The following is a 26,114-nucleotide window of genomic DNA, read 5'->3' as shown; positions in this document are numbered from 1 at the left end:
CCTCCGCTCAGAGACCCGCGGCCATGGCTTTGTCGATCAGCCAGTTCATCGACGGGCCGCGGTCGCTGCTGACTTCCACCGGGCGACCGGCGAAGGCGCTGCTCAGAGGCGCGTCGGGCTTGATCTGCACGCGGATGTCGGAGGACAGGTCATCGCTGTTGAGGCTGGTGCTGCTGACGATGGTGCCGGTGCGCATTTCATCCTCGCCGGCGATCTGGAAGTTGACCTGGGTGCCCGGGCGCACGTCGCCGAACTGGCGATAGGAGAAGCGTGCCTCGACGTTGGCCTGGCTGTTGCGGGGCACCAGTTGGAAGATCACGTCGCCCTTGCTCGCGTACTGACCGTCGGCCACCCGTTGCTGGGCCACGGTGCAGTCGCAGGGGGAGGTCAGGGTGCCGGTCATCTGCTTGCCGAACAGTTCCTCGACCTTGGCCGGTTGCAGCTGGTTTTCGTCCAGGTGGCCCTTGAGCACGTCGAGCATGCTGGTGCTGAAGCTGGCCAGGGGCGCGCCCTTGGCCACGGCGCCATCGATCTGCACCAGGCTTTGCACGGTGCCATCGCGGGGCATGGTGACGTTCATCCCCGGGACGCTGACCAGGCCGGCCTGGGCGTGGCTGACGAAGTACATGCCGTACACCGACTTGAGCACGAAGCCGAAGGCGGCCAAGCCCACCACGAAGATCCCGGCGCTGAAGGTCACGGCCCGCAGGCGGCCCATGGCGCTCATGCCGCTGCCGCTGTCCTTGACCTTGCGCGCCTTGGTGAAGTTGTCGCGCTGCAGGGTGGCGAGCACGTCGCCCATGCTGACGATGTCGCCGGCCAGGTGCGAGGTGATCAGGTGGCGCAGGGTGGAGATGTCCTGGGGCTCCAGGTTCTGGAACTGGCAACCGACGCGGCCGCTCTGGCGATCGAAGGAGCGGATCTGCAGCTCCACATCCATGGCCAGGCCGAGGTTGTCGATGACAAATTGCAGGCGGCCCTTGTGCACGGCACCCACGGTCAGCATCTGTTGCCCGGCGTTGAAGCTCAGGCCGCCGGCGGAGAGATCGTGGACCCGCACTTCCAGCGGCTTGGCCTCGTTGCCGAAGAAGCGCAGCTTGGCCGGGATCTTGACCCGGGCGTGCTGGCGTTGGGCTTCGGATTCATGCACTACGTTGACGTTCACGGCGGTGTTCATAGAGTCGATTTCCTAGTTAATTCAGGCAAGTCGGGTCAGACCATCAGCAGCAGCACGGCGACGAATACGCTGCCGGCGGAGAAGGTCATGGTTCGAGACGACCAGGTGTTGAACCAACGTTGAAAGCTGGCGAGATCACGGGTCAGTTTGGTGTCCTGGCGGGTCCAGGATTGCTGGTCGAGGCGGAAGAACACGTAGATCTTCACCAGCGCGCCGACGATCTGGTTGTAATAGAGAATCAAGGGGTAGGCCGGGCCGATGTGGTGCCCCGAGCAGGACAGCAGCAGGGTCAGGATCAGCCGGGTGATGCCGATCCACAGCAGGTAGGCCAGGAGGAAGGCGGTGCCGTACTTGACGCTGGCGATGATGGCCACGGTCAGGCCCAGCAGCGAGGTCCACATCGACACGCGCTGGTCGAACAGCACCACGCTGGTGAACAGTCCCAGGCGCTTGATCCCCAGGCCCAGGGCCCGGGCGTTCTGCCGCAGGTTGTTGCCGTACCAGCGGAACATCAGCTTGCGGCTGGCCTTGATGAAGCTCTTTTCCGGCGGGTGTTCCACGGTGTTGATCGCCGCGTCGGGCACGTAGAAGGTGTCGTAGCCCAGGCGCATCAGGCTGTACCAGCTGGACTTGTCGTCGCCGGTGAGGAATTTGAAGCGGCCCAGGCGCCAGTGTTGCAGGGAGTCGCTTTCGACGTCGGCGATGAAGTCCGGGTCGGTGACCACGCTGGCGCGGAACACCGACATGCGCCCGGTCATGGTCAGCACGCGCTTGGACAGGGCCATGGAGCACATGTTGATGTGGCGCTGGGCGAAGCGCAGCTTGTGCCATTCGCTCATGACGTAGCCGCCGCGCACTTCGCAGAATTCGTTGGTGGTCAGGCCGCCGACATTGCCGAACAGCTGGAACCAGGGCACGGTCTTGCGCACCACGCCTTCGCCGAGCACGGTGTCGCCGTCGATCACCGCCACCACGGCCCGGCTGTCCGGCAGGTGGCGGGAGATGGCGCGGAAACCGAAGGCCAGGCCGTCACGCTTGCCGGTGCCGGGGATGCGCACGAAGTCCAGCTTGACCCGCTCCGGCGGGTTCATCCGTGCCCACAGGCTTTTCACCAGCAGCTCGTCGGACATCTCCACGATCGAGCAGACCACGGTGGTGGGGAAGCCGCAGTCGATGGCTTCGCGGATCACCGAGCCGTAGACCTGGGCGGTGGTCAGCGCGTCGATGCGAAAGCTGGTGACCATCAGGAATACGTGGGACGGGTCGGCCGCGCTGCCGAGCTTGCGCACCTTGCGCCGCAGGTGCGGGTAGACCACGTAGAGAAACAGCATGCCGCGCACGAAGTGCGTGGCGCCCATGGAGTAGCGCCAGATGCCCACGGCGCCAATCAGGAAAATGAAGTCCTTGGATTGCGAGTCGAAGGTCGAGGCGGGCAGGAGCAAGGCCATGCCCATCAGCAAACTCGAGTAAAACAGCCAACCGGCGGCCTGAAGCAGGCCGTGCTTTAGCCTGTGCATAATCTGCATCCTAAAATCAGTTGCAAGCTCCAAGCCGCAAGTTCCAAGCGTGGAGCTCTTGCTTACGGCTTGAAGCTTGAAGCTTGCCGCTGCTTTACCAGCAGATGCCTTCGGTACGGCCCTTGCTGCTGGTGGCCTTGGCCATGAAGCCCACCAGGTCGATGACCTGCTTGCCGTCAGGCACGTGTTCGGCCAGGGCGCGGAACTTCTCGTCGCGGTTGCCGAGGATGATCAGGTCGGAGTTGCCGATCACCGCGTCGAAGTCCGAGTTGAGCAGGGACGAGACGTGGGGGATCTTCGACTCGATGTAGTCCTTGTTGGCGCCGTGGACCCGTGCGTACTCAACGTTGCTGTCGTAGATGCTCAGGTCGAAGCCCTTGCCGATGAGCATTTCCGCCAGCTCCACCAGCGGGCTCTCGCGCAGGTCGTCGGTGCCGGCCTTGAAGCTCAGGCCGAGCAGGGCGACCTTGCGCTTGTCGTGGCTGGAGACGATGTCGAAGGCGTTCTGCACCTGGGATTCGTTGCTGCGCATCAGCGAGTTGAGCAGCGGCGCCTCGATGTCCAGGGAGCTGGCACGGTAGGTCAGGGCGCGCACGTCCTTGGGCAGGCAGGAGCCACCGAAGGCGAAGCCCGGGCGCATGTAGTACTGGGACAGGTTGAGGGTCTTGTCCTGGCAGACCACGTCCATCACTTCGCGGCCGTCGACGCCCACCGCCTTGGCGATGTTGCCGATCTCGTTGGCGAAGGTGACCTTGGTCGCGTGCCAGACGTTGCAGGTGTACTTGATCATCTCGGCGACTTCGATGTCCTTGCGGATGATCGGTGCGTCGAGTTCTTCGTACAGCGCTTGCAGCACATCGCCGGAGGCCTGGTCGAACTGGCCGATCACGGTCATGGGCGGGAAGTCGTAGTCCTTGATCGCGGTGCTTTCACGCAGGAACTCCGGGTTCACCGCGACGCCGAAATCCACCCCGGCCTTCTTGCCCGAGCAGTCTTCGAGAATCGGGATCACCACGTTCTTCACCGTGCCCGGCAGCACCGTGCTGCGCACCACGATGGTGTGGCGGGTGGCCTTGTCGCGCAGGACGAAACCGATCTCGCGGCACACCGATTCGATGTAGTCCAGTTCCAGGTCGCCGTTCTTCTTGCTCGGGGTGCCGACGCAGATCATCGACAGGTCGGTATCGCGGATGGCTTCGGCGAAGTTGGTGGTGCCGCGCAGACGAGCGGTCTGGATACCTTGCGCCAGAAGTTCACCCAGACCCGGTTCAACGATCGGCGATTTACCGGCGTTGATCAGGTCGATCTTCTCTTTCGAAATATCTACGCCAACCACTTCGTGGCCCCGTGCGGACAGGCAACCGGCACAGACTGCACCGACGTAACCCAAACCAAATATGCTGATGCGCATCGCATTTACCTCTGTGTTATTCACGCCATTAGATGGCCGGAGTTAATGTTTGCCAGCTGTTGTTGCGCACTCGGAAGTACAACGAAGTACGTTGTAGGGCCGCGTGCAGGCAGACTAAGTTCCGAGTGTCTAAATAAGTGCACTCAAGTTGTGCGCAACCGATCCTTGTTGTTCTGATTTGCCCTTGAATGTTGCCGGCGGCTCCTGCTGCAGGGTTCGCGAGAAAAACCATCCGCTATCCTTGGGATGGCTGAAGGCCACGTAATACGGGCTTTTCAGTTGGTTCTCGCGGTCCTTGAAGGCCAGCTGTTCCTTGGCTCGTTAGGGGATAGTTGTGCTGCCTTATCTCCTGTTGTTTACCCTTTAGTTCAAGTTTGTGACTCATTGGTCAAAGGGGGACGCAACTTGATTAGTTTCAGCTGAGTCCGTGTAAGTCATCTCTTACAAGCTCGTTGAGAATCGTTACCGGTGGTATGAGCGGTGTCCGCGGGCATAGTTCCGGCCCGCTCATCCTGTTTTGCGAAATTTCTTGAAATATTGAGAAAGATGGCACTGCTTTCAAACTGATAGCACTTAAGGTTTGGGCCTTTAGTTGTGGGGAGTTGAACTGCGTAGATAGTTTTGTGCCACTACCGAATAAAAAAAGTGGTGCCACTACTGAAAAAATTCAGCGCTGTCGAGTGAAATAAAAGTTATGCAAAACGCGGAAAGTTCTGTCGCGCCAAAAAAATGGCTTATTGAAGGCGGGGAATGTGCGGGTGATCACATTCTGGCGCGCTCGCCAGGTGGTAACGAGCGCGGCAGGGGAACGCTTTATTCCGGTGCGTGGTCGCGCAGGAACACCAGGTTGTCGGCTTTGGATTGCTCCGCGCTGAAGCGGTAGCCCTGGACGTCGAATTGCTTGAGCTGGGCGGGGTCGTTGATGCGTTCCTGGATGACGAAACGGCTCATCAGGCCCCGGGCCTTCTTGGCATAGAAGCTGATGATCTTGTACTGGCCGTTCTTCAGGTCCTTGAACTCGGTGTTGATGATCCGCGCGTTCAGGGCGGTGCGCTTGACCGCCGAGAAGTACTCGTTGGAGGCCAGGTTCAGCAGCAGGTCGTCGCCCTGATCGGCCAGGGCCTCGTTCAGCCATTCACTGATGCGGGTGCCCCAGAAGGCGTACAGGTCCTTGCCCCGGGCGTTGGCCAGCTTGGTGCCCATTTCCAGGCGGTAGGGCTGCATCAGGTCCAGGGGGCGCAGCAGGCCGTAGAGGCCGGAGAGCATGCGCAGGTGCTGCTGGGCGTAGTCGAAGTCCGCTTCGCTCAAGGATTCGGCATTGAGCCCGGTGTAGACGTCGCCCTTGAACGCCAGCAGCGCCTGCTTGGCGTTGTCCGGGGTGAAGGCCGGGGTCCAGCTGCCGAAACGCGCGGCGTTGAGCCCGCCGATCTTGTCGGACACGTGCATCAGTTCGCTGATCTGCGCCGGGCTCAGTTCCCGCAGTTGCTGGATCAGTTCCTGGGAGTGGTCGAGGTATTGCGGCTGGGTAAAGCGCTGGGTGACCGGCGGTGTTTCGTAATCGAGGGTCTTGGCGGGTGAAATCACCATCAGCATGGGGTCGTCTCCTTTAAGCGTCGGGGGATTCTAGGGGCTCGGGCGCCGGGACTCCACCTATGATGGCGATAGCCATGACCGCTGATCGCGGTTCGCCGGCAAGCCGGCTCCTACATAGCCCTGTAGGAGCCGGCTTGCCGGCGAAGGGGCCCTGATTCCTGGCCCAGATCGGCTATAGTGCCGCGCGGGTTTTGTTCTGGAGGCATCCCTTTTGCGTATCGCGTTTCTCTTCTCGGCCTGGCTACTGAGTGTCAGCGTGCTGGCGGCGCCCAATGATCCGGCGACCCTGGATCGCAGCACCTGGCCGGAAAAGCTCGACAATCCGACCCTGTTCGACGTCGCCTCGCGGGCCGAGATCCTCACTTTCGCCCGTGCCCTGCTGGTCAGCGAGGCCTGGGACGAGGCCTCGCTCAAGCAGCGTCTGGGCTTGCGCATGATCAACATGGGGGCGATCAACGAGCTGCGCGAGCATCTGTGGGCGCGCCTGCTGGAGAACTACGACTTCGCCCAGCAAAGCTGCGATCAGGACGCTTCGTTCTGTTTCCTGGTGGAAAACATGCAGCAGTTGCGCAAGCAGGCCGGCAAGTTCCAGCTCGGCGAGGATTCCTATTACGCCCGCTGGGGCGAACCCAGTCGCAGCTTTCACGAGCAGTACCTGGATGAGTTGCTGCGCAAGGCGGCGCTGTCACCGCAGACCAGCAGCGAGGTGCTGCGTTTCGGCGATTACGAGCGCAATGGCGACGAACTCAATGACCGGCTGTTTCTGCTGACCTTCGACAGCGCCGCCAACCTGGCGCCGGACAATACGCCCTGGCTCACCAACTACCTGCGCAAGGCCAACCTCAGCGGGACGTTCTTCGTCCTCGGCAACGACATCCAGAACCGCCTCGACAAGGCTTCGGTGGCCAGCCTGCAGTCGCTGTATTCCCGGCAGTGCGTCGGGGTCCAGGGCTGGGAGTTCCGCTCCCACAGCCACTGGCAGGACTGGCAGTACTCGATCCAGCGCAGCGCCGACCTGGTGAAGAGCAAGCTGCCGGAAAACTACGTGCCGCTGTTCCGCCCGCCCCTTGGCCAGCGCCGCGCCGACGCCGAGGGTTTCTTCAATGCCCAGGGCATGCAGGTGGCGTTGTGGGACATCGACGCCCAGGATGGCGCCGGCAAGCTCAAGGCCGAGGACAGTGGCCAGCGGGTGCTGACCCTGATGCTGTTGTGGCGGCGCGGGGTGATTGCCTTCAATGCCAAGCAGGACGGGGTCAAGACCAGCCTGCCCTGGTTGCTGGCGCAGACCGCGCAGAGCGGCATTGGCTGGGAGGATTGTCAGGACGCGTTCCGCTGAAACGGCCAAGTGCCCGGAAACACGGGGCGTGGGCGCAAAAGGGGGCGGATTTCAGCGGGGTTTCGAGGCAGGCGGACTTCCGACTTTAACGGTGAGCGGGCAGTGCGCCAAGGGCTTTTCGTCACTCTGAAAAATAAACATCAAAAAAGCGTCAAAGTGCGTTTTCCTGTCACGGTTTTTGGAGTATTACGAACTCAGACCGCCGAAACCTGCGACACAGGTGGCGTCTTCCAAGACTCCTCGTGTGCAGCTCACCTGACCCCCCTGCGGGTGAATTCGGTGGTCATTCGAGGCGCGATACCCCATGGTATTGCGTCGACTGGCTCCCACATAAGGTGACCGAGTATGGATGACCACGGACGTAGCTCTTCTTCCAACCAGCCAATCCTTTATGTACTCGATACCAATGTATTGATTCACGATCCCAACGCCTTACTGAATTTCGAAGAACACCACGTCGCCATTCCCATGACCGTCCTCGAAGAGCTGGACAAGCTCAAGAGCGGACACCATAGCGTTGCCGCGGAATGCCGCCAGGCGATCCGCCTGATCGACAAGACCCTGGGCGAGGCTTCGCCCGAGGATGTCGAGCTGGGCGTGCCGATCCAGCGTGGCAAGAGCGGGCCCAAGGGCTTGCTGTCGATCCTCATGAGCAAGCGCAACGAGCCCAACAGCCTGTTGCCGGAGAACCTCAACGACAACATCATCATCAACCAGTTGATCGACCTGCACGCGCGCAACAAGGACCTGCCCGTGGTGCTGGTGACCAAAGACATCAACATGCGCCTCAAGGCGCGGGCCTGCGGGATCGCCGCCGAGGACTACAGCACCGACCAGCTGGTGGACGACGTGTCCCTGCTGCCCAATGGTTTCCACAACATGAGCGGCTCGTTCTGGGACCGCGTAAGCAAGGTGGAAACCCGTCAGGATCACGGCCGTACCTGGCACCAGGTGCAGTTGATCGACAACCTGCCGGCGGTGCATATCAACGAATTCATCATCGACGAGCAGGGCTTTGTCGGCTGGATCAAGGAGATCCGCGCCGATGTGCTGCTGATCCTCGACCTGCATCAGGAACCCCTGTTGCACCAGGAAGCCTGGGGCCTGAAACCGCGTGACATCTATCAGGGCCTGGCGCTGTACGCGCTGCTCGACCCGGACATCCACCTGGTCAACCTGTCCGGCGCCGCCGGTTCCGGCAAGACCATCCTGGCCCTGGCCGCGGCCATCGAGCAGACCATGGTCAGCAAGCGCTACCGGCGCATCATCGCCACCCGCAGCGTGCAGGGGCTGGACCAGGAGATCGGCTTCCTGCCGGGCACCGAGGCGGAGAAAATGGAGCCCTGGCTGGGCGCCATCACCGACAACCTCGAAGCCCTGCACATGGATGACGAGAACACCCACGGCAGCGTCGACTACATCCTCAGCAAGGTGCCGTTGCAGTTCAAATCCCTGAACTACATCCGCGGTCGCAGCTTCCAGCAGAGCCTGATCCTGATCGACGAATGCCAGAACCTCACCCCGCACCAGATGAAAACCATCATCACCCGTGCCGGCGCCGGTTCCAAAGTGGTGTGCCTGGGCAACCTGGCACAGATCGATACCCCTTACCTGTCGGCCACCAGCTCGGGCCTGACCTACCTCACCGAACGCTTCAAGGACTTCCCCAACGGCGTGCACATCACCCTGCAAGGGGTGCCGCGCTCGATCCTGGCGGAGTACGCGGAGAGCCATCTGTAACGGCAATGCCTTCCAGCACGGGCGGCCTTCGGGTCGCCCGTTTTGCATCCAGGCCCCGGCCCCGGGTTATCCTGCGCTCCCGCCGCCGAGCGTTCCCCAGTTGGAAAACACCGGATGACCCGCGTTTCCCTGCGCAATATCGACCTGAATCTGTTGGTAATCCTCGATGCCTTGCTGACGGAAAAGCATGTGACCCGCACCGGCGAGCGCCTGCACCTGAGCCAGCCGGCCATCAGCCATTCCCTGGGCAAGCTGCGGGTGCTGCTGGATGATCCGCTGCTGATCCGCCAGGGCAACGAGGTGCTGCTCAGCCCGCTGGCCCGTAGCCTGCAGGCGCCCCTCAAGGAGGTTCTCAGCCAGATCGAGACCTTGCTCGGCAAATCCCTGGACTTCGACCCGGCCACCTCCCAGCGGATCTTTCATTTGGCGATGTCGGATTACGCGGCGGCCATCGTCCTTCCCCGGCTGCTGGTGCGCTTGCGCGGTGAGGCGCCGTTGATGCGCCTGGTGGTGACCCAGGGCAGCCGCCACGAGATGTCCGAGCAGATTGCCCAGGGCCAGATCGACCTGGCCCTGGGAGTGTTTCCCAGCCTCGGCGCAGAGATCGCCAAGGAGGTGCTGTTTGAAGAGACCTTCTCTTGCCTGGTGGATGGCAGCACCTTGGGCGCGGAGCAAAGCCTGGACTTGAACACCTACCTGGCGCGTCCCCATTTGCAGGTGTCGATGGACGGTTGCTTCAACGGTGAGGTCGATCAGCGCCTGGCCGACGAAGGCCTGCAGCGCCAGATTGCGGTCAGCGTGCCCCATTGGGGGGCCGCGCCGAACATGATCCGTGGCACCGACCTGATCCTCACCGTGGCCAGCCGCACCCTGGACGAGATCCCGCTGCAGCAGGGACTGCTGCGCTTGGCCCCGCCGCTGAACATTGCGCCCTTCAAGTTCGTGCAGATCTGGCATTCGCGTTTCAGTGATGACCTGGCGCATCGCTGGTTGCGCGAGCAGGTCAGGCTGGCCAGCGCAGCCAAGGACTGAGGCGACAGCTCAGCCACGGGTGGTGATGACGAAGCCGCCGATCACCACCAGCACGCCGATCAGCTTCTGCAGGCTGATGTCCTTGCGTGGCAGGCCCACCAGCCCGAAGTAGTCGATGATCAGCGAGATCAGCAACTGGCCGATGATCACCACCATGATGAAGTTCAGCGCCCCCAGGCGCGGCGCCATCAACAGCGCGACGGTGATGTACAGCACCCCGGCCAGGCCGCCCATCCAGATCCACCAGGGACCTTGCAGGGCGGCCATGAGATTGGGCTTGGGCACCTTGATGAACAGCAGCAGGACCCCCAGCACCAGCAGGCTGACCAGCAGCGAAACACCGGTGGCCCACAGTGGATGCCCCAGCAGGGTGCCCAGGCGGGCGTTGGTCCCGGCCTGGAGGGGCACGGCGAAACCGGCGAGCAGACTGAGCAGGATCGAAACGAACAAGGCCATGAAGCGACTTCCTTTTTTGGATGTTGGCGCTGTTGTACGGTTATCCAGCGCCGGGCTCCAATTCGTTGTTCTGATGCGCCCTATTCGTCGGGCTGATTGCCGTTTGGCGCAGGCAGATGCCCCGTGCGAAAAATTGACCCGCAGGTTTACAATCGGCCCACCTGATCAGGAGTAACGCCGTGCTGACTCATCTCGATTCCCAGGGGCGCGCCAATATGGTCGACGTCACCGACAAGGCCGTGACTTTTCGCGAGGCGGCGGCCGAAGCCCGGGTGCGCATGCTCCCGCAAACCCTGCAGATGATCGTCAGTGGCGGTCACCCCAAGGGCGATGTATTTGCCGTGGCGCGCATCGCCGGGATTCAGGCAGCGAAGAAGACCAGCGAGCTGATCCCCCTGTGCCATCCGCTGATGCTGACCAGCGTCAAGGTCGAGCTCAGTGCCGAGGGCGAAGACAGCGTACACATCGTGGCCCGTTGCAAGCTGTCGGGGCAGACCGGGGTGGAGATGGAGGCGTTGACCGCCGCCAGCGTCGCCGCGCTGACGATCTATGACATGTGCAAGGCTGTGGACCGCGGCATGATCATCGAAGGCGTGCGGGTGCTGGAGAAGACCGGCGGCAAGAGCGGCCATTACCGGGTGGCTGACGCATGAAGATCTCGGTGAAGTTCTTTGCCCGCTACCGTGAGGCCCTGAAGCTCGATGGTGTGCTTGTTGAGGGTGACTTTGCCTGTGTCGACGATGTGCGCCAGGCGCTGCTGTCCCGTGACGGGGCCGCCGTGCTCGCCGAACAGAACTTGATGTGCGCCCGTAACGAGGAGCTGTGCCAGTTGGACGAACCCGTGGCGGACGGCGATGAAGTGGCGTTCTTTCCCACCGTGACCGGAGGCTGAGATGGCGATCCGTGTGCAAGCCGCGGCCTTCGATCCCGGCGCCGAAGTCAATGCCATGCACGCCGCCAATACCGGGGTGGGCGCGGTGGTCAGTTTTGTCGGCTACGTGCGCGATTTCAATGACGGCCAGGACGTGCACGGCATGTTCCTGGAGCATTACCCGGGCATGACCGAAAAGGCCCTGGGCAAGATTGCGGCCGAAGCCGAGCAGCGCTGGCCGCTGTTGCAATTGCAGGTGCTGCACCGCGTCGGCGCCCTGGAACCGGGCGAGCCGATTGTCTTCGTCGGCGCGGCCAGTGCCCATCGCCAGGCGGCCTTCGATGCCTGTGCCTTTGTCATGGATTATCTGAAGACTCGCGCGCCGTTCTGGAAAAAGGAAAACACCGCCGACGGCCCGCGCTGGGTGGAAGGCCGCGACAGTGATCACGCTGCGGCCGAGCGTTGGAAAGACTGATCCCCTGATGCCTGGCGGCGGGGCCGGATCCCGCCGCAATCCTGCTTGCAATCGACTGCGACTGTTCCCGCCGACCGCTGGGGATAAGTCGCTGCGCGCGCCGTTGACGATATGTACGTAAAAGTCCAGTATGGAATTACAAGTACAAATACAGCGTCTCCCGTTTCACCCCTTCCTTCTGTCTTGCCAAACTAACAACAACCCGCGAGAGAACGAACATGAAAAAATTCCCCCTCATCAGTGGCCTGGCCTTGAGCCTGTTGGCGTGCAGCAGCCTGATGGCTGCCGAGAAAACCCTGCGCCTGGGCATCGAGGCGGCTTATCCGCCGTTCGCCTTCAAGACCGCCGACGGCAAGATCGGCGGTTTTGACTACGACATCGGCAATGCCCTGTGCGCGCAGATGCAGGTCAAGTGCGAGTGGATCGAGGGCGAGTTCGACGGCCTGATTCCCTCGTTGAAGGTGAAGAAGATCGACGCCGCGCTGTCCTCCATGACCATCACCGCGGAACGCCGTAAATCGGTGGATTTCACCCACAAGTACTACTTCACCTCGTCGCGCCTGGTGATGAAGAAGGGCGCGGTGGTGGATGACCAGTACGCCAGCCTCAAGGGCAAGACCGTGGGCGTGCAGCGTTCCACCACCACCGATCGTTTCGCCACCGAGGTCTTCGAGCCCAAGGGCATCAAGGTGGTGCGCTACAGCAACAACGAAGAGATCTACATGGACCTGGCGGCCGGGCGCCTGGACGCGATCTTCGCCGACACCATTCCCCTGGACGATTTCCTGTCGATGCCTCGCGGCGCCGACTACGCCTTTGTCGGGCCCGAGTTGAAGGATCCGAAGTACGTCGGCGAGGGCGCGGGGATCGCGGTGCGCAAGGGCAACAGTGAACTGGTGGGCGAGTTGAACAAGGCCATCGATGAGATTCGCGCCAAGGGCGAATATCAGAAGATCCAGGCCAAGTACTTCAAGTCAGATATTTATGGGGATTGAGACATTGCGGTGTTCTTGAGGACGCCTTCGCGAGCGAGCTCGCTCCTACAGGTGTTGTGCAATTGCGTGTAGGAGCGGGCTTGCTCGCGAACCTTTACTGTCCCTTCAATTCCTTCAGGTGCTTGTACACCGTGGCCCGGCCCATGTTCAGCACGTTGGCCACGTAGTTGGAGGCGCTCTTGCCCTTGAAGGCGCCCTCGGCGTGCAGCGCCAGCACCAGCTCGCGCTTGTGGTCGCGGGTCAGCAGGTTCAGCCCCAGCTGGCGTTCGCGCAGCCAGTTGTGCAGGAAGGTGTTGATGCGTTCCTGCCAGTCGTCGCGAAACAGCGAGTCGGGCTGGGGAATCAGTTTGCTCGGCGAGAGGAACAGGTCCAGCGCCGCCTTGGCGTTTTCCAGCAGCGAGATGTTCAGGTTGATGCACAGCACGGCCATTGGCTGGCCGTGGCTGTCGCGCAGCACGCTGCTGAGGCTGCGGATCTTCTGCCCGTCCCAGTTGAGCTTTTCATAGGGGCCGATATTGCGCTCCTCGCTGTCGCCACTGAGCAGGTCTTCCAGGGCCGCATCGTCGCCCACTTCGCGCTTGGACAGGTTGTTGGCGATGTAGTCGATCTTCTGCGTGCGCAGGTCGTGGAGCACCACCTCGGCGTGAGGGAAGAACAGCGTGGCAATGGCATCGGCAATCGCCCGGAAGTTGTCCAGGGCAGGGTCCTTTGCGGGTGAGGTCATGGGTCGTACTCCAGGCGGCATCGGCGCCCGCCGTTGGCGGGCGCTGGGAGTGTGCCGCAATCGTTCGGGCGCGTCATCTTGAGGGCCTTCAGCCGAGGCGGGCAGGGGACAGCATGGCGGGCGTGAGGCCGAAGCGGGTCAGCTGTTCCGGCAGCGGCTGGCCCCGCACCAGGGCGGCGCTGGCCTGGCCCATGGCCGGGGAGGTCTGGATGCCGTAGCCGCCTTGCCCGGCAACCCAGAACAGCCCGGGCACCTGTGGATCGAAACCGGCCAGCAGGTCGCCGTCGCTGACAAAGCTGCGCAGGCCGGCCCAGGTCCGGGTTGGACGTCGGATGCTCAGGGTGGTGGCTTCTTCGATCTGGTAGATGCCCAGGGCAATGTCCAGTTCCTCGGGCTGCACATCGTGGGGCTCGACCGGGTCGGCGTTGGCCGGCGAGCCGAGGAACATGCCGGCGTCGGGCTTCATGTAGAAGGATTCGTCCAGGCTGACCAGCATCGGCCACTGGTGAATATCGAGCCCTTCCGGGCCGGCGAAAATAAACGCCGCGCGGCGCTTGGGTTGCAGGCCCAGGCAGCGCGCGCCGGCCATGGCGCCGATCTGGTCGGCCCAGGCGCCGGCGGCGTTGATCAGCAGGGGGGCGCTGAAGGTCTGGCCGCTGGTTTGGACCTGCCACAGCCCTTGTTCATCACGGCGCAACCCCAGCACTTCATGGTCGGTATGGACCTGGCCCTGATGGCGGCGAATGCCCCGCAGGTAGCCCTGGTGCAGGGCGTCGGTGTCGATGTCGCTGGCAGTGGGGTCGTAGAGGGCCCCGTGGACCTTTTCGCGGCGCAGGATTGGCAGGCGGGCGCAGGCTTCGTCAGCACTGAGCAGTTGCATCTGCGGCACCGTGGCCTTGGCGCTCAGGTACTGGTTGTTCAGTTCGGCCGGATCGCCGGTGAAGTCCACGGTCATTTCGCCCCGTGGCGTCAGCAGTGGGTGTTCGCAGAAACCCTCTGGCGGGTGGTCGAAAAAGTCCCGGCTGGCCAGGGTCAGAGCACGCACCTGGGCAGTGCCATAGGCAGCGGTGTAGAGCGCGGCGGAGCGGCCGGTGGAGTGGTAGGCCGGGTGCGACTCGCGTTCCAGCACGATGACCCGGCCGTGGCGCGACAGCCAGTAACCGGTGGAGGCCCCGGCGATACCGCCGCCGATGATGATGAAGTCTGCCTGGGTCATTGATAACTCCGGAAAAGATGCAGGTGACGGGGGCTTAGGGCTGGCGTTGCAAGTGGTACAGGGCATTGGCCAGGGCGATGTCTTCCAGGCCCAGGCCGATGGAGCGGAAGAACACGTGGCGCTCGGCATTGGGGCGCCGGGCCTGGCCGCTGAGCAGCTCCGGCAGGTCGCCGAGGATCGCCGCGCTGTCCCAGCCGTGCTGTTCGCCGGCGATCAGCATCTCGCCGGCCGAGCCCGGGGTGGTGCGCCGGTAGTCGCAGTAGACCTGCAGCTCTGGCAGGGCCGCGGGCGGCACTTCATGGGCCCGTGGCGCGTTGGTGCTGATGGAGGTGATCAGCGCCGGCTTGCCGAGGCGGCGCGGATCGATCACCGGCCCGGCGGAGGAAGTGCAAAGCATGATCACGTCGGCATCTTCGACAGCCTCTTCAAGCTGCGGGGCGATTTGCAGGCGCGGATCGAGGGCCTTGAGACGCGCAAGCTCCTCGGCGGATTTGCTCGCAAGGCTTGGGGAAAAGAGGCGGATGCTCTGCCAGGGGCGCAGGTCTTTCACGTAGTGCAGGTGAGCCTGGGCCACCGCGCCGCTGCCGATGATCGTCAGGTGCCGGGCCTCGGGCGTGGCCAGTGCCTCGACGGCGACCGCCGTGGTGGCGGCGGTGCGTGCGGTGGTCAGTTCGGCGGCGTCGCACAGCAGCAGCGGCTGGCCGCTGTCCATGGACATCAGCAGGGTCCAGGCGGTGACCAGCGGGCCTTCGGCGCGGACGATGTAGGGCGAAGTCTTGACCCCGTACACCCGATCTTCAGCCAGCACCCCCAGGTAGTTGATGAAGTCGCCGGCGCCCTGGGGAAACTCCACCAGCTGCTGCGCCGGTTGCACGGCGAGTCCGGCGGCCAGGTCGCGGAACAGTTTGCGCAAAATCTGCGGTACGTCGATTTGCCCGAGCCACTGGCGGGCTTCGGGTCGGGCCATCAGGTAGGGCGTGCTGGACATGCAAGGGCTCCCATCAAATTAAACTAATTTGTCCATTATGGACTTTTAGTTTTTGCGGGCAATATCCAGGCGAAAAAAAACGCAGCCGGTAATGGCTGCGTTTTTTGGGTGCGCCCGTGATCAGGCTTGCGGGCGTTTGCGCTCTACAGGGCGCAGCAGTTCGGTGGGCGGCATCTCGCAGCTGATCTTGCGTCCCAGCAGGGCTTCGATCGAGGGCAGCTGGTAGGAGTCGTCCTCGCCGGCGAAGCTGATGGACACGCCCTCGGCCCCGGCACGCCCGGTACGGCCGATGCGGTGCACGTAGTCGTCCGGCACTTCCGGCAGGGTGAAGTTGATCACATGGCTGATGCCGTCGATGTGAATGCCGCGGCCGGCCACGTCGGTGGCCACCAGCACCCGGATCTTGCCTTCGCGGAAGCCTTCCAGGGTCTTGATCCGCTTGTGCTGCGGCACGTCGCCGGACAGCTGGGCGGCGTTCACCCCGTCGCGCACCAGGCGTTCCTCGATGCGCCGCACTTCATCCTTGCGGTTGGCGAAGACCATGACCCGTTCCCAGCCGTTGTCGGTGACCAGGTTGTACAGCAGCTTGTACTTGTCGGCCCCGGCCACGGCATAAATGTGCTGTTCGACGTTTTCGCTGGCGACGTTCTCGGCCTCGATCTCGACGATCGCCGGATCGGTGGTCCATTGCTTGGCCAGGTTCATCACGTCATCGGTGAAGGTGGCGGAGAACAGCAGGGTCTGGCGTTCGCTCTTGGGCGGGGTCTGGCGGATGATCTGCCGCACCTGCGGGATGAAGCCCATGTCGAGCATGCGGTCGGCTTCGTCCAGCACCATCACTTCGACCATGTCCAGGTGCACGTCGCCGCGCTGGTTGAAGTCCAGCAGACGGCCCGGGGTGGCTACCAGGATGTCGCAGTGGCGGGCTTCCAGGTGCTTGAGCTGTTTGTCGAAGTCCATGCCGCCGACGAAGGTCATGACGTTGAGGCCGGTGTACTTGGTCAGCGCCGCGGCGTCCTTGGCGATCTGCACCACCAGCTCCCGGGTCGGGGCAATGATCAGCGCCCGTGGCTCGCCCATGTAGCGCTCTTTGGGCGGCGGGGTCTGCAGCAACTGGGTGATGATCGAGATCAGGAACGCGGCGGTCTTGCCGGTGCCGGTCTGGGCCCGGCCGATGGCGTCCTTGCCCGCCAGGGTATAGCCCAGCACCTGGGCCTGGATCGGCGTGCAATAAGGAAAGCCCAGGTCCTGGATGGCGTGCATCAGTTCCGGTGCCAGCTTGAAGTCGTGGAAACGGGTCTTGCCTTCCTGGGGTTCGACCACGAAGTCTTCAAGTTTCCAGGTACTGGCGGGCGGCTTGGGTGCGCGCGGACGGCGCGGCTGCTCAGGCTTGGGTTGCTCGGCCTTGGGCTTCTCTTGGCGTGGCGCTTTGGGAGCAGAAGGGGCGGCCGGTGTGTTCACCGGTTCTTTTTTAGCTGCGGTAGCGGGTGCGCTCCGTTCCGGCTGACGGCCGTCATTACGGCTGCTGGAACTGGGGGAAGGGGCACTGGGGCCTGGCGCGAGCGGCTCAGCCTCGCTTTTACCGAAGATTTTCTTGAGTGCTTTGAGCACGGTCATCTCATCAATTGGTTAAGGAATGTACGCCGGCCAGTGTAATGCAAGAAACGGGCGCGGCGTAGTCTGTTGCTCTGGCCCCCGGTTGGAGGCGGATTTTCTAGCGCAAACGCTCGTTCAGCCAGGTGCCGATATCGCTGATTTCTTCTGGTAACACCTCGTGCCCCATTGGGTATTCCTGCCATGTCACGGTGACACCATGCTGCTTCAAATACTCGTAGGCGGTGCGGCCCATGGCGTTTTGCACCACTTCGTCGTACTGGCCATGCAGCGACAGCACCGGAATCCGCTGTTGGCTGGCGGAAAGTTGCAGTTCGTCGCCAAAGGTCGGTGCGTAAGTGGAGAGGGCAAGCACGCCACCCAACGGACCCTGCCACTTGAGGAAGGCGGTGTGCAGTACGACGGCGCCCCCCTGGGAGAAACCTGCCAGGAAAATTCGCGAGGCGTCTATTCCGCTGGCGCGTTGCTCTTCGATAAGTCTGATGACTTCATCGGATGATTCGTCGAGCTGTTCACGACTGATCGCACGAGCCGGGTTCATGGCCAAAATGTCGTACCAACTGGGCATGGCATATCCGCCATTGATGGTCACGGCACGGGTCGGCGCCTGGGGCAGGACGAAGCGGGTGCTCAAGAGTTTTTCCTGCAGCATCTCGGCCACCGGCAGGAAGTCGTAACGGTCCGCTCCCAGGCCGTGAAGCCAGATCACACAGGCATCTGCGGGCTTGCTGGGCTGAAGAATCAAGGGCTCGGTCATGGCTGCTCCATTTTTGTGCGTGCGCGTTGATTGAGTGCGAGGTCAAGGGGCGCGCCCGGTTGATCGGTGAAGAAGATGTCGCACGGTTGAACGTTTTGCTATTGACCACTGGCTGAAACGCTTTAGCCGAAACTGTGGTACGGGCTTTGCTATGGCTCAGAAAGAGGAGTGGAAGTGATAGCACTCTCTGCCGGCGGTAACACTAACAGGCTACCGCGGGCGATGGCATAGCCAACCTCCTCTGATACAGGTTCGCCAATGGCCGCTACGGGCTTTGCGAACTGCAAAGGGCTACAGCCCGTTCGGCCGATTGGTGAGATGTAGGCCCCCCATTACGTGGATTTCTCCTACTAGACTCATAGCGAAGGTCTTACGCCGCTTGACCCCATAAAAAAGCCTACACGGGTCAACAGCGCCTCATGAGGGTGCGGCAGGACTCAAGCTCCGACACAACAAGAGCAAAACTGGAGGTTTGAATGAAGATGTTGAAATCCACCCTGGCCGCTGTCACGGCGGCCACGGTCCTGGCTACAAGCGGTTTCGCACAGGCGGGTGCGACTCTGGATGCAGTACAGAAGAAAGGTTTCGTACAGTGCGGCGTCAGTGATGGTCTGCCGGGCTTCTCGGTACCGGATGCGACCGGCAAGATCCTCGGGATCGACGCCGACGTTTGCCGCGCAGTGGCCGCTGCAGTATTCGGTGACGCGACCAAGGTCAAGTTCAGCCAGTTGAACGCCAAGGAGCGCTTTACCGCGCTGCAATCCGGCGAAATCGACGTGCTGTCGCGCAACACCACCTGGACCAGCTCTCGCGACGCGGGCATGGGCCTGATGTTTGCCGGTGTCACTTACTACGACGGCATCGGCTTCCTGGTGAACAACAAGCTGGGTGTGAAAAGTGCCAAGGAGCTGGACGGTGCGACCATCTGTATTCAAGCCGGTACCACTACCGAGCTGAACGTGTCGGACTACTTCCGTGGCAATGGTCTGAAATACACCCCGATTACCTTTGACACCTCCGATGAAAGCGCCAAGTCCCTGGAGTCCGGGCGTTGCGACGTGCTGACATCCGACAAGTCCCAGCTCTACGCACAGCGCAGCAAGCTGGCGACCCCGACCGATTATGTCGTGCTGCCGGAAACCATCTCCAAGGAGCCGCTGGGCCCGGTGGTGCGTAAGGGCGACGAAGAGTGGTTCAGCATCGTCAAGTGGACCCTGTTCGCCATGCTCAACGCCGAAGAGGCGGGCATCACTTCGAAAAACGTCGAAGCTGAAGCCAAGTCGACCAAGAACCCTGATGTGGCACGTCTGCTGGGCGCGGACGGTGAATACGGTAAAGACCTGAAACTGCCGAAGGACTGGGTAGTACAGATCGTCAAGCAAGTAGGTAACTACGGTGAAGTGTTCGAGAAGAACCTCGGCAAGAGCACGCCACTGGCCATCGACCGCGGCCTGAACGCGCTGTGGAACAACGGCGGCATCCAATACGCACCACCTGTGCGCTGATGGTTCTATCACCCGGCGGGCCAACCGCCGGGTGATGTTCTGTTCCATTATTCCTGGGGCACTTCATGCAAAATTCTATCGGCGCACCCAAGCAGAGGCTTAGCCTCAGCGATCCGCGTGTGCGCGCCTGGCTGTTCCAGATCATCACCCTCGTGGCGGTGGTTTCGCTGGGCTGGTTTCTGTTCGACAACACGCAAACCAACCTTCAGCACCGGGGTATCACCTCGGGTTTCGACTTTCTTGAGCGCAGCGCCGGTTTCGGCATCGCTCAACACCTGATTGCCTACACCGAAGCGGACAGCTATGCCCGGGTCTTCGTCATCGGCCTGCTCAATACGCTGCTGGTGACCTTTATCGGGGTAGTCCTGGCGACCCTGCTGGGGTTCATCATCGGGGTGGCGCGGCTGTCGCAGAACTGGATCATCAACAAGCTGGCGACGGTGTATGTGGAAGTGTTCCGCAACATTCCGCCGCTGCTGCAGATCCTGTTCTGGTACTTCGCGGTGTTCCTGACCATGCCGGGGCCGCGCAACAGCCACAACTTCGGCGACACCTTCTTTGTCAGCAGCCGGGGCCTGAACATGCCGGCGGCGCAAATGGCCCCTGGGTTCTGGGCGTTCGTGGCGAGTGTGGTGCTGGCCATCGTCGCCATCGTGCTGATGTGCCGCTGGGCCAACAAACGCTTTGAAGAAACCGGGGTGCCGTTCCACAAGTTCTGGTGCGGATTGGCGCTGCTGCTGGTGATTCCGGCGTTGTGCACCCTGTTGTTCGGTTCGCCGGTGCATTGGGAGTTGCCGAAGCTGCAAGGCTTCAACTTCGTTGGCGGCTGGGTGCTGATTCCCGAGCTGCTGGCCCTGACCCTGGCCCTGACCGTCTACACCGCGGCATTCATCGCCGAGATCGTGCGCTCCGGGATCAAGTCGGTGAGCCACGGCCAGACCGAGGCGGCCCGCTCCCTGGGGCTGCGCAACGGCCCGACCCTGCGCAAGGTGATCATTCCCCAGGCCCTGCGGGTGATCATTCCGCCGTTGACCAGCCAATACCTGAACCTGGCGAAGAACTCGTCCCTGGCCGCCGGTATCGGCTACCCGGAAATGGTTTCGCTGTTCGCCGGCACGGTGCTCAACCAGACCGGCCAGGCCATCGAGGTCATTGCCATCACCATGAGCGTGTACCTGGCGATCAGCATCAGCATTTCCCTGCTGATGAACTGGTACAACAAGCGCATTGCGCTGATCGAGCGGTGAGGAAGCGCCCATGACAACTCATACTTTCAAGCCCGACATGCCGCCGCCCAGCCGCAGTATCGGCGTGCTGGCGTGGATGCGCGCCAACATGTTTTCCAGCTGGCTCAACACCCTGTTGACCCTGTTTGCCTTCTACCTGATCTACCTGGTGGTGCCGCCGCTCCTGCATTGGGCGATCCTCGACGCCAACTGGGTCGGCACCACCCGTGCCGATTGCACCAAGGACGGCGCCTGCTGGGTGTTCATCCAGCAGCGTTTCGGCCAGTTCATGTATGGCTACTACCCGGTGGAACTGCGCTGGCGGGTGGACCTGACCGTGTGGCTGGCGGTGATCGGCGTGGCGCCGTTGTTCATCTCGCGCTTTGCCCGCAAGGCGATCTACGGCTTGTGTTTCCTGGTGTGGTACCCGGTGGTTGCCTACACCTTGCTGCATGGCGGTTACCTGGGCTTGAGCAATGTCGCCACCAGCCAATGGGGCGGTCTGATGCTGACCCTGGTGATCGCCACGGTGGGGATTGCCGGAGCCCTGCCGCTGGGGATCCTGCTGGCATTGGGGCGACGCTCCAACCTGCCGGCGATTCGCGTGGTCTGCGTGACCTTTATCGAGTTCTGGCGCGGCGTGCCGCTGATCACCGTGCTGTTCATGTCCTCGGTAATGCTGCCGCTGTTCCTGCCCGAGGGCATGAACTTCGACAAGTTGTTGCGGGCCCTGATCGGGGTGATCCTGTTCCAGTCGGCCTATGTGGCCGAGGTGGTGCGCGGTGGCTTGCAAGCCATTCCCAAGGGCCAGTACGAAGCCGCTGCGGCCATGGGCCTGGGTTATTGGCGGGCCATGGGCCTGGTGATTCTGCCCCAGGCCCTGAAGCTGGTGATTCCCGGCATCGTCAACACCTTCATCGCCCTGTTCAAGGACACCAGCCTGGTGATCATCATCGGCCTGTTCGACCTGCTCAACAGCGTCAAGCAAGCCGCCGCCGATCCCAAATGGCTGGGCATGGCCACCGAAGGCTATGTCTTCGCGGCCCTGGTGTTCTGGATTTTCTGTTTCGGTATGTCCCGCTACTCCATGCATCTGGAGCGTAAGTTGGACACAGGCCACAAGCGTTAGGAGTATCTCCATGAGTGAAGCGAACAAAAAGCCTGTGGGCCCTGAAGGCATTATTCAGATGCAGGGTGTGAACAAGTGGTACGGCCAGTTCCACGTGTTGAAGGACATCAACCTCAACGTCAGGCAGGGTGAGCGCATCGTGCTGTGCGGGCCTTCGGGCTCGGGCAAGTCCACCACCATCCGCTGCCTCAACCGCCTGGAAGAGCACCAGCAGGGACGCATCGTGGTGGATGGCGTCGAGCTGACCAACGACCTCAAGCAGATCGAGGCCATTCGCCGGGAAGTGGGCATGGTGTTCCAGCACTTCAACCTGTTCCCGCACCTGACCATCCTGCAAAACTGCACCCTGGCGCCTATGTGGGTGCGCAAGATGCCCAAGCGCAAGGCCGAGGAAATCGCCATGCACTACCTGGAGCGGGTGCGCATTCCGGAGCAGGCCAACAAGTACCCGGGCCAGCTGTCCGGTGGCCAGCAGCAACGGGTGGCGATTGCCCGGGCGCTGTGCATGAAGCCCAAGATCATGCTGTTCGACGAACCCACCTCGGCCCTGGACCCGGAAATGGTCAAGGAGGTGCTCGATACCATGATCGGCCTGGCGGAAGACGGCATGACCATGCTCTGCGTGACCCATGAAATGGGCTTTGCCCGCACCGTGGCCAACCGGGTGATCTTCATGGACAAGGGCGAAATCGTCGAGCAGGCGGCCCCCAACGACTTCTTCGACAACCCGCAGAACGACCGCACCAAGCTGTTCCTGAGCCAGATCCTGCATTGATCCTGATGCACGGCTGGCGCTGACGATAAACCCGGACTGGCTCCGGGTTTATTTTTGCCCGGCATTCAGCTGCCGGCAACGCCGAGATGTGGTTCGGGGTGGTCGCCCAAGGCTGAGGGCGCCAGCTGTGGTTCGCCAAGCTCCAGTACGTCCTTCATCAACCGTGGGTGGCGATCCAGCAGGCGCATCAGCACGTACAGCGGTTGGGGCACGCCGACTTCGCCGCGCTCGTAACGGGAAAAGGCGTTGTGCCCGCCGCCGGACAGCAGTTTGACCGCTTCTTTCTGCGAGAGGTGCAGCTTGCGGCGGATGCGCTTCAGGTCGGCGGCGACGCTCTGCCGGTACTCCTCCAGCAAGTGGTCGCCCGCGGCGGCATAGCGCTCTGCACTCTGGGCATCGAATTCGATTTCACCGCACTCCTGGCATTCCCAGCCCGCCAGGCCATGGAGCTGACGCTGCAGGTGCCGGTAGTCGATGAGCTCGCTGCGCTGCTCGAAGGCCAGCATGCCGGTGGGAGCGCCGCAGCTGTAGCATTGTTGTCGTTTCATGTCTCTGCCTCCTTGAAGGAGATCACCGGAGGCCCTGCACCGGGGCGGTAGGTGACCTTGATGTAGAGCGTCCGGTTATCGATGCGGGTGTAATACACGTCCTGCCACAGCCGGTGATCGCCATAGGTGGTCATCGATTTGTAGAACAGGCTGCCCTGCAGTCCGGCTATCACTCGTTGCATGGCGGCCAGGGACAATCCGAGTTCCTGGCCGCAGCGCAATGCGCTTCGAGTGAAGGCTTGTGCTCCTTGCCGAACGACCTGTGCCTTGATCAGCGACAGGTCGTAATGAGGTGTTTTCTTTTCCATGAGACACCCTTGAGGCTTGACCGAAATTACCCTTATAGGGTTTTTTGTCAAGACTTGTTTGCCTTGGCGAAAGTGCCTCCTCCAGCCTAAATCGTTGAACTCTCGGAAAAGCCTGAATACCATGTCGGACAATTCATCCGATGATTGGATGATTGAGCGAGTCCCATGAGCGAAACATCCCCCCTGATCAAAAAATCCCTGGTTGACCAGGCCCTGGAACAACTGCGCAAACGCATCAACAGCGGTGTCTGGCGGGTCGGCCAGCGCTTGCCCACCGAACCTGAACTGGCCCAAGAACTGGGCATCAGCCGCAATACCGTGCGCGAAGCCATGCGAGTGCTGGCGTTCTCCGGACTGATCGAGATCCGCCAGGGCGACGGCAGCTACCTGCGAGCGGTGGCCGATCCACTGGACATGCTCCAGGCCCTGTCCCAGTGCTCCCTGGAACAGGCCCGGGAAACCCGGCAGATCCTCGAAGTGGAGGCGGTCGGCCTGGCGGCCCTGCGCCGCACCGACGAGGACCTGCAGGCCCTGAACCAAGCCTTGCAGGCCAGCAGCGGGCATTTTCATGGTGACCTGGAAAGCTACATCGCCTGCGACCTGGTTTTTCACCAGCGCCTGGTGGATGCCGCCCACAACCCGACCCTCAGCCAGCTGTATCGCTATTTTTCCAGCGTGGTGGGCGCGCAGTTGCGCCAGACCTTGACCCAGGCTCCGCGTCGCCAGGACGTCTTCGATCTCCATCAGCATCTGCTGGATGCCATCGAACAGGGCGACCCCGAGCAGGCCAAGCAGCTGTCCCGCCAGTTGATCAACGAATCCTGAATCCGAGACCTTCATGTCCAATCACCAGGTACCCCCGAATACCCCGTCTGCTCCTCGGCGTCCTGCCGAACTCGAAGAGCTGCTGATCGACGCCGAGGCCGATGACGAGGAGCTTCAGCAGGCCCCACCCGCAGTGCGCCGGCCCTGGCTGTTGCTGCTAGGGCTGATTCTGGTGGCGCTGAACCTGCGTCCGGCGCTGTCGAGCATGGCGCCGTTGCTCAGCGATGTGTCGCAGCAACTGGGGCTGTCAGCCGCCAAGGCCGGCCTGCTGACCACTCTGCCGGTGCTGTGCCTGGGCTTGTTCGCGCCTTTGGCGCCGCTGCTGGCCCGGCGTTTTGGTGCCGAGCGGGTGGTGCTGGGGATTCTCCTGACCCTGGCCCTGGGCATTGTGCTGCGCAGTTCCCTGGGGGAGTTCGGCGTCTTTGCCGGGAGCATCCTGGCCGGCGCCAGCATCGGCGTGATCGGGGTGCTGCTGCCGGGCATCGTCAAGCGCGATTTTGCCCGCCATGCAGGCACCATGACCGGGGTCTACACCATGGCCCTGTGCCTGGGGGCAGCGATGGCGGCAGGCGCGACGGTGCCCCTGAGCCAGCACTTCGGTAGCAGCTGGGCCATGGGCCTGGGGTTCTGGGTTGTGCCGGCGCTGGCGGCGGCGCTGTTCTGGTTGCCGCAAGTGGGGCACAAACACGGCGCCCACCATGTCGCCTTCCGTGTGCGCGGGTTGCTGCGTGATCGCCTGGCCTGGCAGGTCACCCTGTACATGGGCCTGCAGTCCTCCCTGGCCTACATCGTGTTTGGCTGGCTGCCGTCGATCCTGATCGGCCGCGGGCTGAGTCCGACCCAGGCCGGACTGGTGCTCTCCGGATCGGTGATCGTGCAACTGGCCAGCTCCCTGGCGGCGCCCTGGCTGGCGACCCGCGGCAAGGACCAGCGCCTGGCCATCGTGATGGTCATGCTGATGACCCTGGGCGGCCTGTTCGGTTGCCTGTATGCGCCGCTGGACGGCTTGTGGGGTTGGGCGATCCTGCTGGGCCTGGGGCAGGGCGGCACTTTCAGCCTGGCCCTGACCCTGATCGTGCTGCGCTCGCGGGACACCCATGTGGCGGCCAACCTGTCGAGCATGGCCCAGGGCATCGGTTACACCCTGGCGTCCATGGGGCCCTTTGCGGTGGGGCTGGTGCACGACTGGACCGGTGGTTGGAACGCCGTGGGCTGGATCTTCGCCGTGTTGGGCAGCGGGGCGATCATCGCCGGCCTGGGCGCCGGTCGTTCGCTGTATGTGCAGGTGCAAAGCGAGAAAATCTGACGGACTTCGCTGTCGGTATTTGCCTGGCAAATGCCGATAGTCTTCCCGAGGCATGGGGATTATTGTGCTGGCATTCCCTTGCCTTTCCGGAGTCTGTCCATGAGTGATGCCCAGCGCGCCCTGATCACCGAGTTCTACCAGGCCTTCCAGCGGCTCGATGCCGAGGCCATGAGCGCCTGTTATACCGAGGATGTGCTGTTCAGCGATCCGGCCTTCGGTGAATTGCGCGGACGTGATGCTGGTGACATGTGGCGCATGCTCACGTCCCGGGCCAAGGACTTTTCCCTGACCTTCGATCAGGTGCGTGCCGATGGGAACACCGGCAGCGCGCATTGGGTGGCCACCTACCTGTTCAGCCAGACCGGCAACACCGTGGTCAATGACATTCAGGCGCGCTTCGTGTTTCGCGACGGCAAGATCTGCGAGCACCACGATCATTTCGACATGTGGCGTTGGGCGCGTCAGGCCCTCGGGGCCAAGGGCCTGTTGCTGGGCTGGACGCCGCTGCTCAAGAACGCCGTTCGCGCTCAGGCCCGCAAGGGACTCAAGGCCTTCCAGGGCGGTCGCTGAAAGCCATCCTCTGCTAAGAT

The 26,114-nt window shown here is 62.4% G+C and carries 26 protein-coding genes; 14 read left to right on the top strand and 12 right to left on the bottom strand.

Annotated features, from left to right (window positions below):
- Nucleotides 1-7: 7 nt before the first annotated feature.
- The 4 genes from L1O02_RS25770 to yaaA form a co-directional block, all read right to left on the bottom strand.
- The gene (locus L1O02_RS25770; protein ID WP_060837634.1) at nucleotides 8-1,177 is read right to left on the bottom strand and encodes an alginate biosynthesis protein Alg44; all 1,170 of its coding nucleotides are present in this window, start codon (nucleotides 1,175-1,177) and stop codon (nucleotides 8-10) included.
- Between the two features lie 35 nt (nucleotides 1,178-1,212).
- The gene (alg8, locus tag L1O02_RS25765) at nucleotides 1,213-2,697 is read right to left on the bottom strand and encodes a mannuronan synthase (protein WP_173655927.1); all 1,485 of its coding nucleotides are present in this window, start codon (nucleotides 2,695-2,697) and stop codon (nucleotides 1,213-1,215) included.
- A gap of 91 nt (nucleotides 2,698-2,788) precedes the next feature.
- Nucleotides 2,789-4,105 carry a nucleotide sugar dehydrogenase gene (locus tag L1O02_RS25760; protein ID WP_060837636.1) on the bottom strand — a complete coding sequence of 439 codons (1,317 nt, stop codon included), beginning with the start codon at nucleotides 4,103-4,105 and terminating at the stop codon, nucleotides 2,789-2,791.
- A gap of 813 nt (nucleotides 4,106-4,918) precedes the next feature.
- Nucleotides 4,919-5,698 carry a peroxide stress protein YaaA gene (gene yaaA / locus L1O02_RS25755; RefSeq protein WP_060837637.1) on the bottom strand — a complete coding sequence of 260 codons (780 nt, stop codon included), beginning with the start codon at nucleotides 5,696-5,698 and terminating at the stop codon, nucleotides 4,919-4,921.
- A gap of 211 nt (nucleotides 5,699-5,909) precedes the next feature.
- On the opposite strand from yaaA, the gene L1O02_RS25750 reads away from it, so the two are divergent.
- The 3 genes from L1O02_RS25750 to L1O02_RS25740 all read left to right on the top strand — a co-directional run bounded on the left by L1O02_RS25750 (nucleotide 5,910) and on the right by L1O02_RS25740 (nucleotide 9,806).
- On the top strand, nucleotides 5,910-7,034 hold the full coding sequence (locus L1O02_RS25750) for a polysaccharide deacetylase family protein (protein WP_060837638.1): 1,125 nt from the start codon (nucleotides 5,910-5,912) through the stop codon (nucleotides 7,032-7,034).
- Between the two features lie 345 nt (nucleotides 7,035-7,379).
- Complete coding sequence (locus tag L1O02_RS25745; RefSeq protein WP_060837639.1) at nucleotides 7,380-8,774, top strand: PhoH family protein; 1,395 nt, start codon at nucleotides 7,380-7,382, stop codon at nucleotides 8,772-8,774.
- A gap of 114 nt (nucleotides 8,775-8,888) precedes the next feature.
- On the top strand, nucleotides 8,889-9,806 hold the full coding sequence (locus tag L1O02_RS25740; protein ID WP_235758935.1) for a LysR family transcriptional regulator: 918 nt from the start codon (nucleotides 8,889-8,891) through the stop codon (nucleotides 9,804-9,806).
- A 9-nt stretch (nucleotides 9,807-9,815) separates the two neighbouring features.
- On the opposite strand, the gene L1O02_RS25735 is transcribed toward L1O02_RS25740, so the two are convergent.
- Nucleotides 9,816-10,262 carry a DMT family transporter gene (locus tag L1O02_RS25735; RefSeq protein WP_047301890.1) on the bottom strand — a complete coding sequence of 149 codons (447 nt, stop codon included), beginning with the start codon at nucleotides 10,260-10,262 and terminating at the stop codon, nucleotides 9,816-9,818.
- A gap of 179 nt (nucleotides 10,263-10,441) precedes the next feature.
- Here L1O02_RS25735 and moaC point away from each other — a divergent pair, with 179 nt between their 5' ends.
- From moaC to L1O02_RS25715, 4 genes are all read left to right on the top strand, one after another.
- Nucleotides 10,442-10,915 (top strand): cyclic pyranopterin monophosphate synthase MoaC, encoded by a 474-nt coding sequence (gene moaC, locus L1O02_RS25730; protein ID WP_060837641.1) that lies wholly within the window; start codon nucleotides 10,442-10,444, stop codon nucleotides 10,913-10,915.
- On the top strand, nucleotides 10,912-11,154 hold the full coding sequence (locus L1O02_RS25725) for a MoaD/ThiS family protein (RefSeq protein WP_235758933.1): 243 nt from the start codon (nucleotides 10,912-10,914) through the stop codon (nucleotides 11,152-11,154). The genes moaC and L1O02_RS25725 overlap by 4 nt, the downstream gene beginning before the upstream one ends.
- 1 nt (nucleotide 11,155) lies before the next feature.
- Nucleotides 11,156-11,608 carry a molybdopterin synthase catalytic subunit MoaE gene (gene moaE / locus L1O02_RS25720; protein WP_060842541.1) on the top strand — a complete coding sequence of 151 codons (453 nt, stop codon included), beginning with the start codon at nucleotides 11,156-11,158 and terminating at the stop codon, nucleotides 11,606-11,608.
- A gap of 218 nt (nucleotides 11,609-11,826) precedes the next feature.
- On the top strand, nucleotides 11,827-12,603 hold the full coding sequence (locus L1O02_RS25715; RefSeq protein WP_129405415.1) for an ABC transporter substrate-binding protein: 777 nt from the start codon (nucleotides 11,827-11,829) through the stop codon (nucleotides 12,601-12,603).
- A gap of 94 nt (nucleotides 12,604-12,697) precedes the next feature.
- Here the strand turns inward: L1O02_RS25715 and L1O02_RS25710 are convergent, their stop codons facing one another.
- The 5 genes from L1O02_RS25710 to L1O02_RS25690 all read right to left on the bottom strand — a co-directional run bounded on the left by L1O02_RS25710 (nucleotide 12,698) and on the right by L1O02_RS25690 (nucleotide 17,902).
- Nucleotides 12,698-13,327 carry a transcriptional regulator gene (locus L1O02_RS25710; protein WP_060837645.1) on the bottom strand — a complete coding sequence of 210 codons (630 nt, stop codon included), beginning with the start codon at nucleotides 13,325-13,327 and terminating at the stop codon, nucleotides 12,698-12,700.
- Between the two features lie 88 nt (nucleotides 13,328-13,415).
- Nucleotides 13,416-14,543 (bottom strand): FAD-binding oxidoreductase, encoded by a 1,128-nt coding sequence (locus L1O02_RS25705; protein ID WP_108544384.1) that lies wholly within the window; start codon nucleotides 14,541-14,543, stop codon nucleotides 13,416-13,418.
- Between the two features lie 34 nt (nucleotides 14,544-14,577).
- A complete protein-coding gene (locus L1O02_RS25700) occupies nucleotides 14,578-15,531 on the bottom strand; it encodes an ornithine cyclodeaminase family protein (protein WP_235758931.1) in 954 nt (317 codons plus the stop codon).
- Between the two features lie 120 nt (nucleotides 15,532-15,651).
- Nucleotides 15,652-17,148: an ATP-dependent RNA helicase RhlB gene (rhlB, locus tag L1O02_RS25695; RefSeq protein ID WP_235758929.1), complete on the bottom strand. Its 1,497-nt coding sequence runs from the start codon at nucleotides 17,146-17,148 to the stop codon at nucleotides 15,652-15,654.
- A 97-nt stretch (nucleotides 17,149-17,245) separates the two neighbouring features.
- The gene (locus tag L1O02_RS25690) at nucleotides 17,246-17,902 is read right to left on the bottom strand and encodes an alpha/beta hydrolase (protein ID WP_060837649.1); all 657 of its coding nucleotides are present in this window, start codon (nucleotides 17,900-17,902) and stop codon (nucleotides 17,246-17,248) included.
- A 476-nt stretch (nucleotides 17,903-18,378) separates the two neighbouring features.
- On the opposite strand from L1O02_RS25690, the gene L1O02_RS25685 reads away from it, so the two are divergent.
- From L1O02_RS25685 to L1O02_RS25670, 4 genes are all read left to right on the top strand, one after another.
- Entirely contained in the window at nucleotides 18,379-19,407 is a 1,029-nt protein-coding gene (locus L1O02_RS25685; RefSeq protein WP_016965200.1) for an amino acid ABC transporter substrate-binding protein, read from the top strand.
- Nucleotides 19,408-19,472: 65 nt separating this feature from the next.
- Entirely contained in the window at nucleotides 19,473-20,654 is a 1,182-nt protein-coding gene (locus L1O02_RS25680) for an amino acid ABC transporter permease (protein ID WP_129405416.1), read from the top strand.
- A 10-nt stretch (nucleotides 20,655-20,664) separates the two neighbouring features.
- A complete protein-coding gene (locus L1O02_RS25675; protein WP_060837651.1) occupies nucleotides 20,665-21,762 on the top strand; it encodes an amino acid ABC transporter permease in 1,098 nt (365 codons plus the stop codon).
- A gap of 10 nt (nucleotides 21,763-21,772) precedes the next feature.
- A complete protein-coding gene (locus tag L1O02_RS25670; RefSeq protein ID WP_016965197.1) occupies nucleotides 21,773-22,537 on the top strand; it encodes an amino acid ABC transporter ATP-binding protein in 765 nt (254 codons plus the stop codon).
- Nucleotides 22,538-22,602: 65 nt separating this feature from the next.
- Here L1O02_RS25670 and L1O02_RS25665 read toward each other — a convergent pair whose 3' ends face one another.
- Nucleotides 22,603-23,085 carry a type II toxin-antitoxin system MqsA family antitoxin gene (locus tag L1O02_RS25665; RefSeq protein WP_235758926.1) on the bottom strand — a complete coding sequence of 161 codons (483 nt, stop codon included), beginning with the start codon at nucleotides 23,083-23,085 and terminating at the stop codon, nucleotides 22,603-22,605.
- Nucleotides 23,082-23,393: a type II toxin-antitoxin system MqsR family toxin gene (locus L1O02_RS25660; RefSeq protein ID WP_108544891.1), complete on the bottom strand. Its 312-nt coding sequence runs from the start codon at nucleotides 23,391-23,393 to the stop codon at nucleotides 23,082-23,084. The genes L1O02_RS25665 and L1O02_RS25660 overlap by 4 nt, the downstream gene beginning before the upstream one ends.
- A gap of 165 nt (nucleotides 23,394-23,558) precedes the next feature.
- On the opposite strand from L1O02_RS25660, the gene L1O02_RS25655 reads away from it, so the two are divergent.
- From L1O02_RS25655 to L1O02_RS25645, 3 genes are all read left to right on the top strand, one after another.
- On the top strand, nucleotides 23,559-24,218 hold the full coding sequence (locus tag L1O02_RS25655) for a FadR/GntR family transcriptional regulator (protein ID WP_060842546.1): 660 nt from the start codon (nucleotides 23,559-23,561) through the stop codon (nucleotides 24,216-24,218).
- A 13-nt stretch (nucleotides 24,219-24,231) separates the two neighbouring features.
- The gene (locus L1O02_RS25650) at nucleotides 24,232-25,524 is read left to right on the top strand and encodes a CynX/NimT family MFS transporter (RefSeq protein ID WP_235758924.1); all 1,293 of its coding nucleotides are present in this window, start codon (nucleotides 24,232-24,234) and stop codon (nucleotides 25,522-25,524) included.
- A 99-nt stretch (nucleotides 25,525-25,623) separates the two neighbouring features.
- Nucleotides 25,624-26,094, top strand: coding sequence for a nuclear transport factor 2 family protein (locus tag L1O02_RS25645; RefSeq protein WP_060837655.1), 471 nt, complete (start codon nucleotides 25,624-25,626; stop codon nucleotides 26,092-26,094).
- Nucleotides 26,095-26,114: the final 20 nt, after the last annotated feature.

The sequence above is a fragment of the Pseudomonas sp. BC42 genome (genome assembly GCF_021560055.1).
Lineage (GTDB): Bacteria > Pseudomonadota > Gammaproteobacteria > Pseudomonadales > Pseudomonadaceae > Aquipseudomonas.
This window is presented reverse-complemented; position numbering and strand designations above follow the sequence as displayed.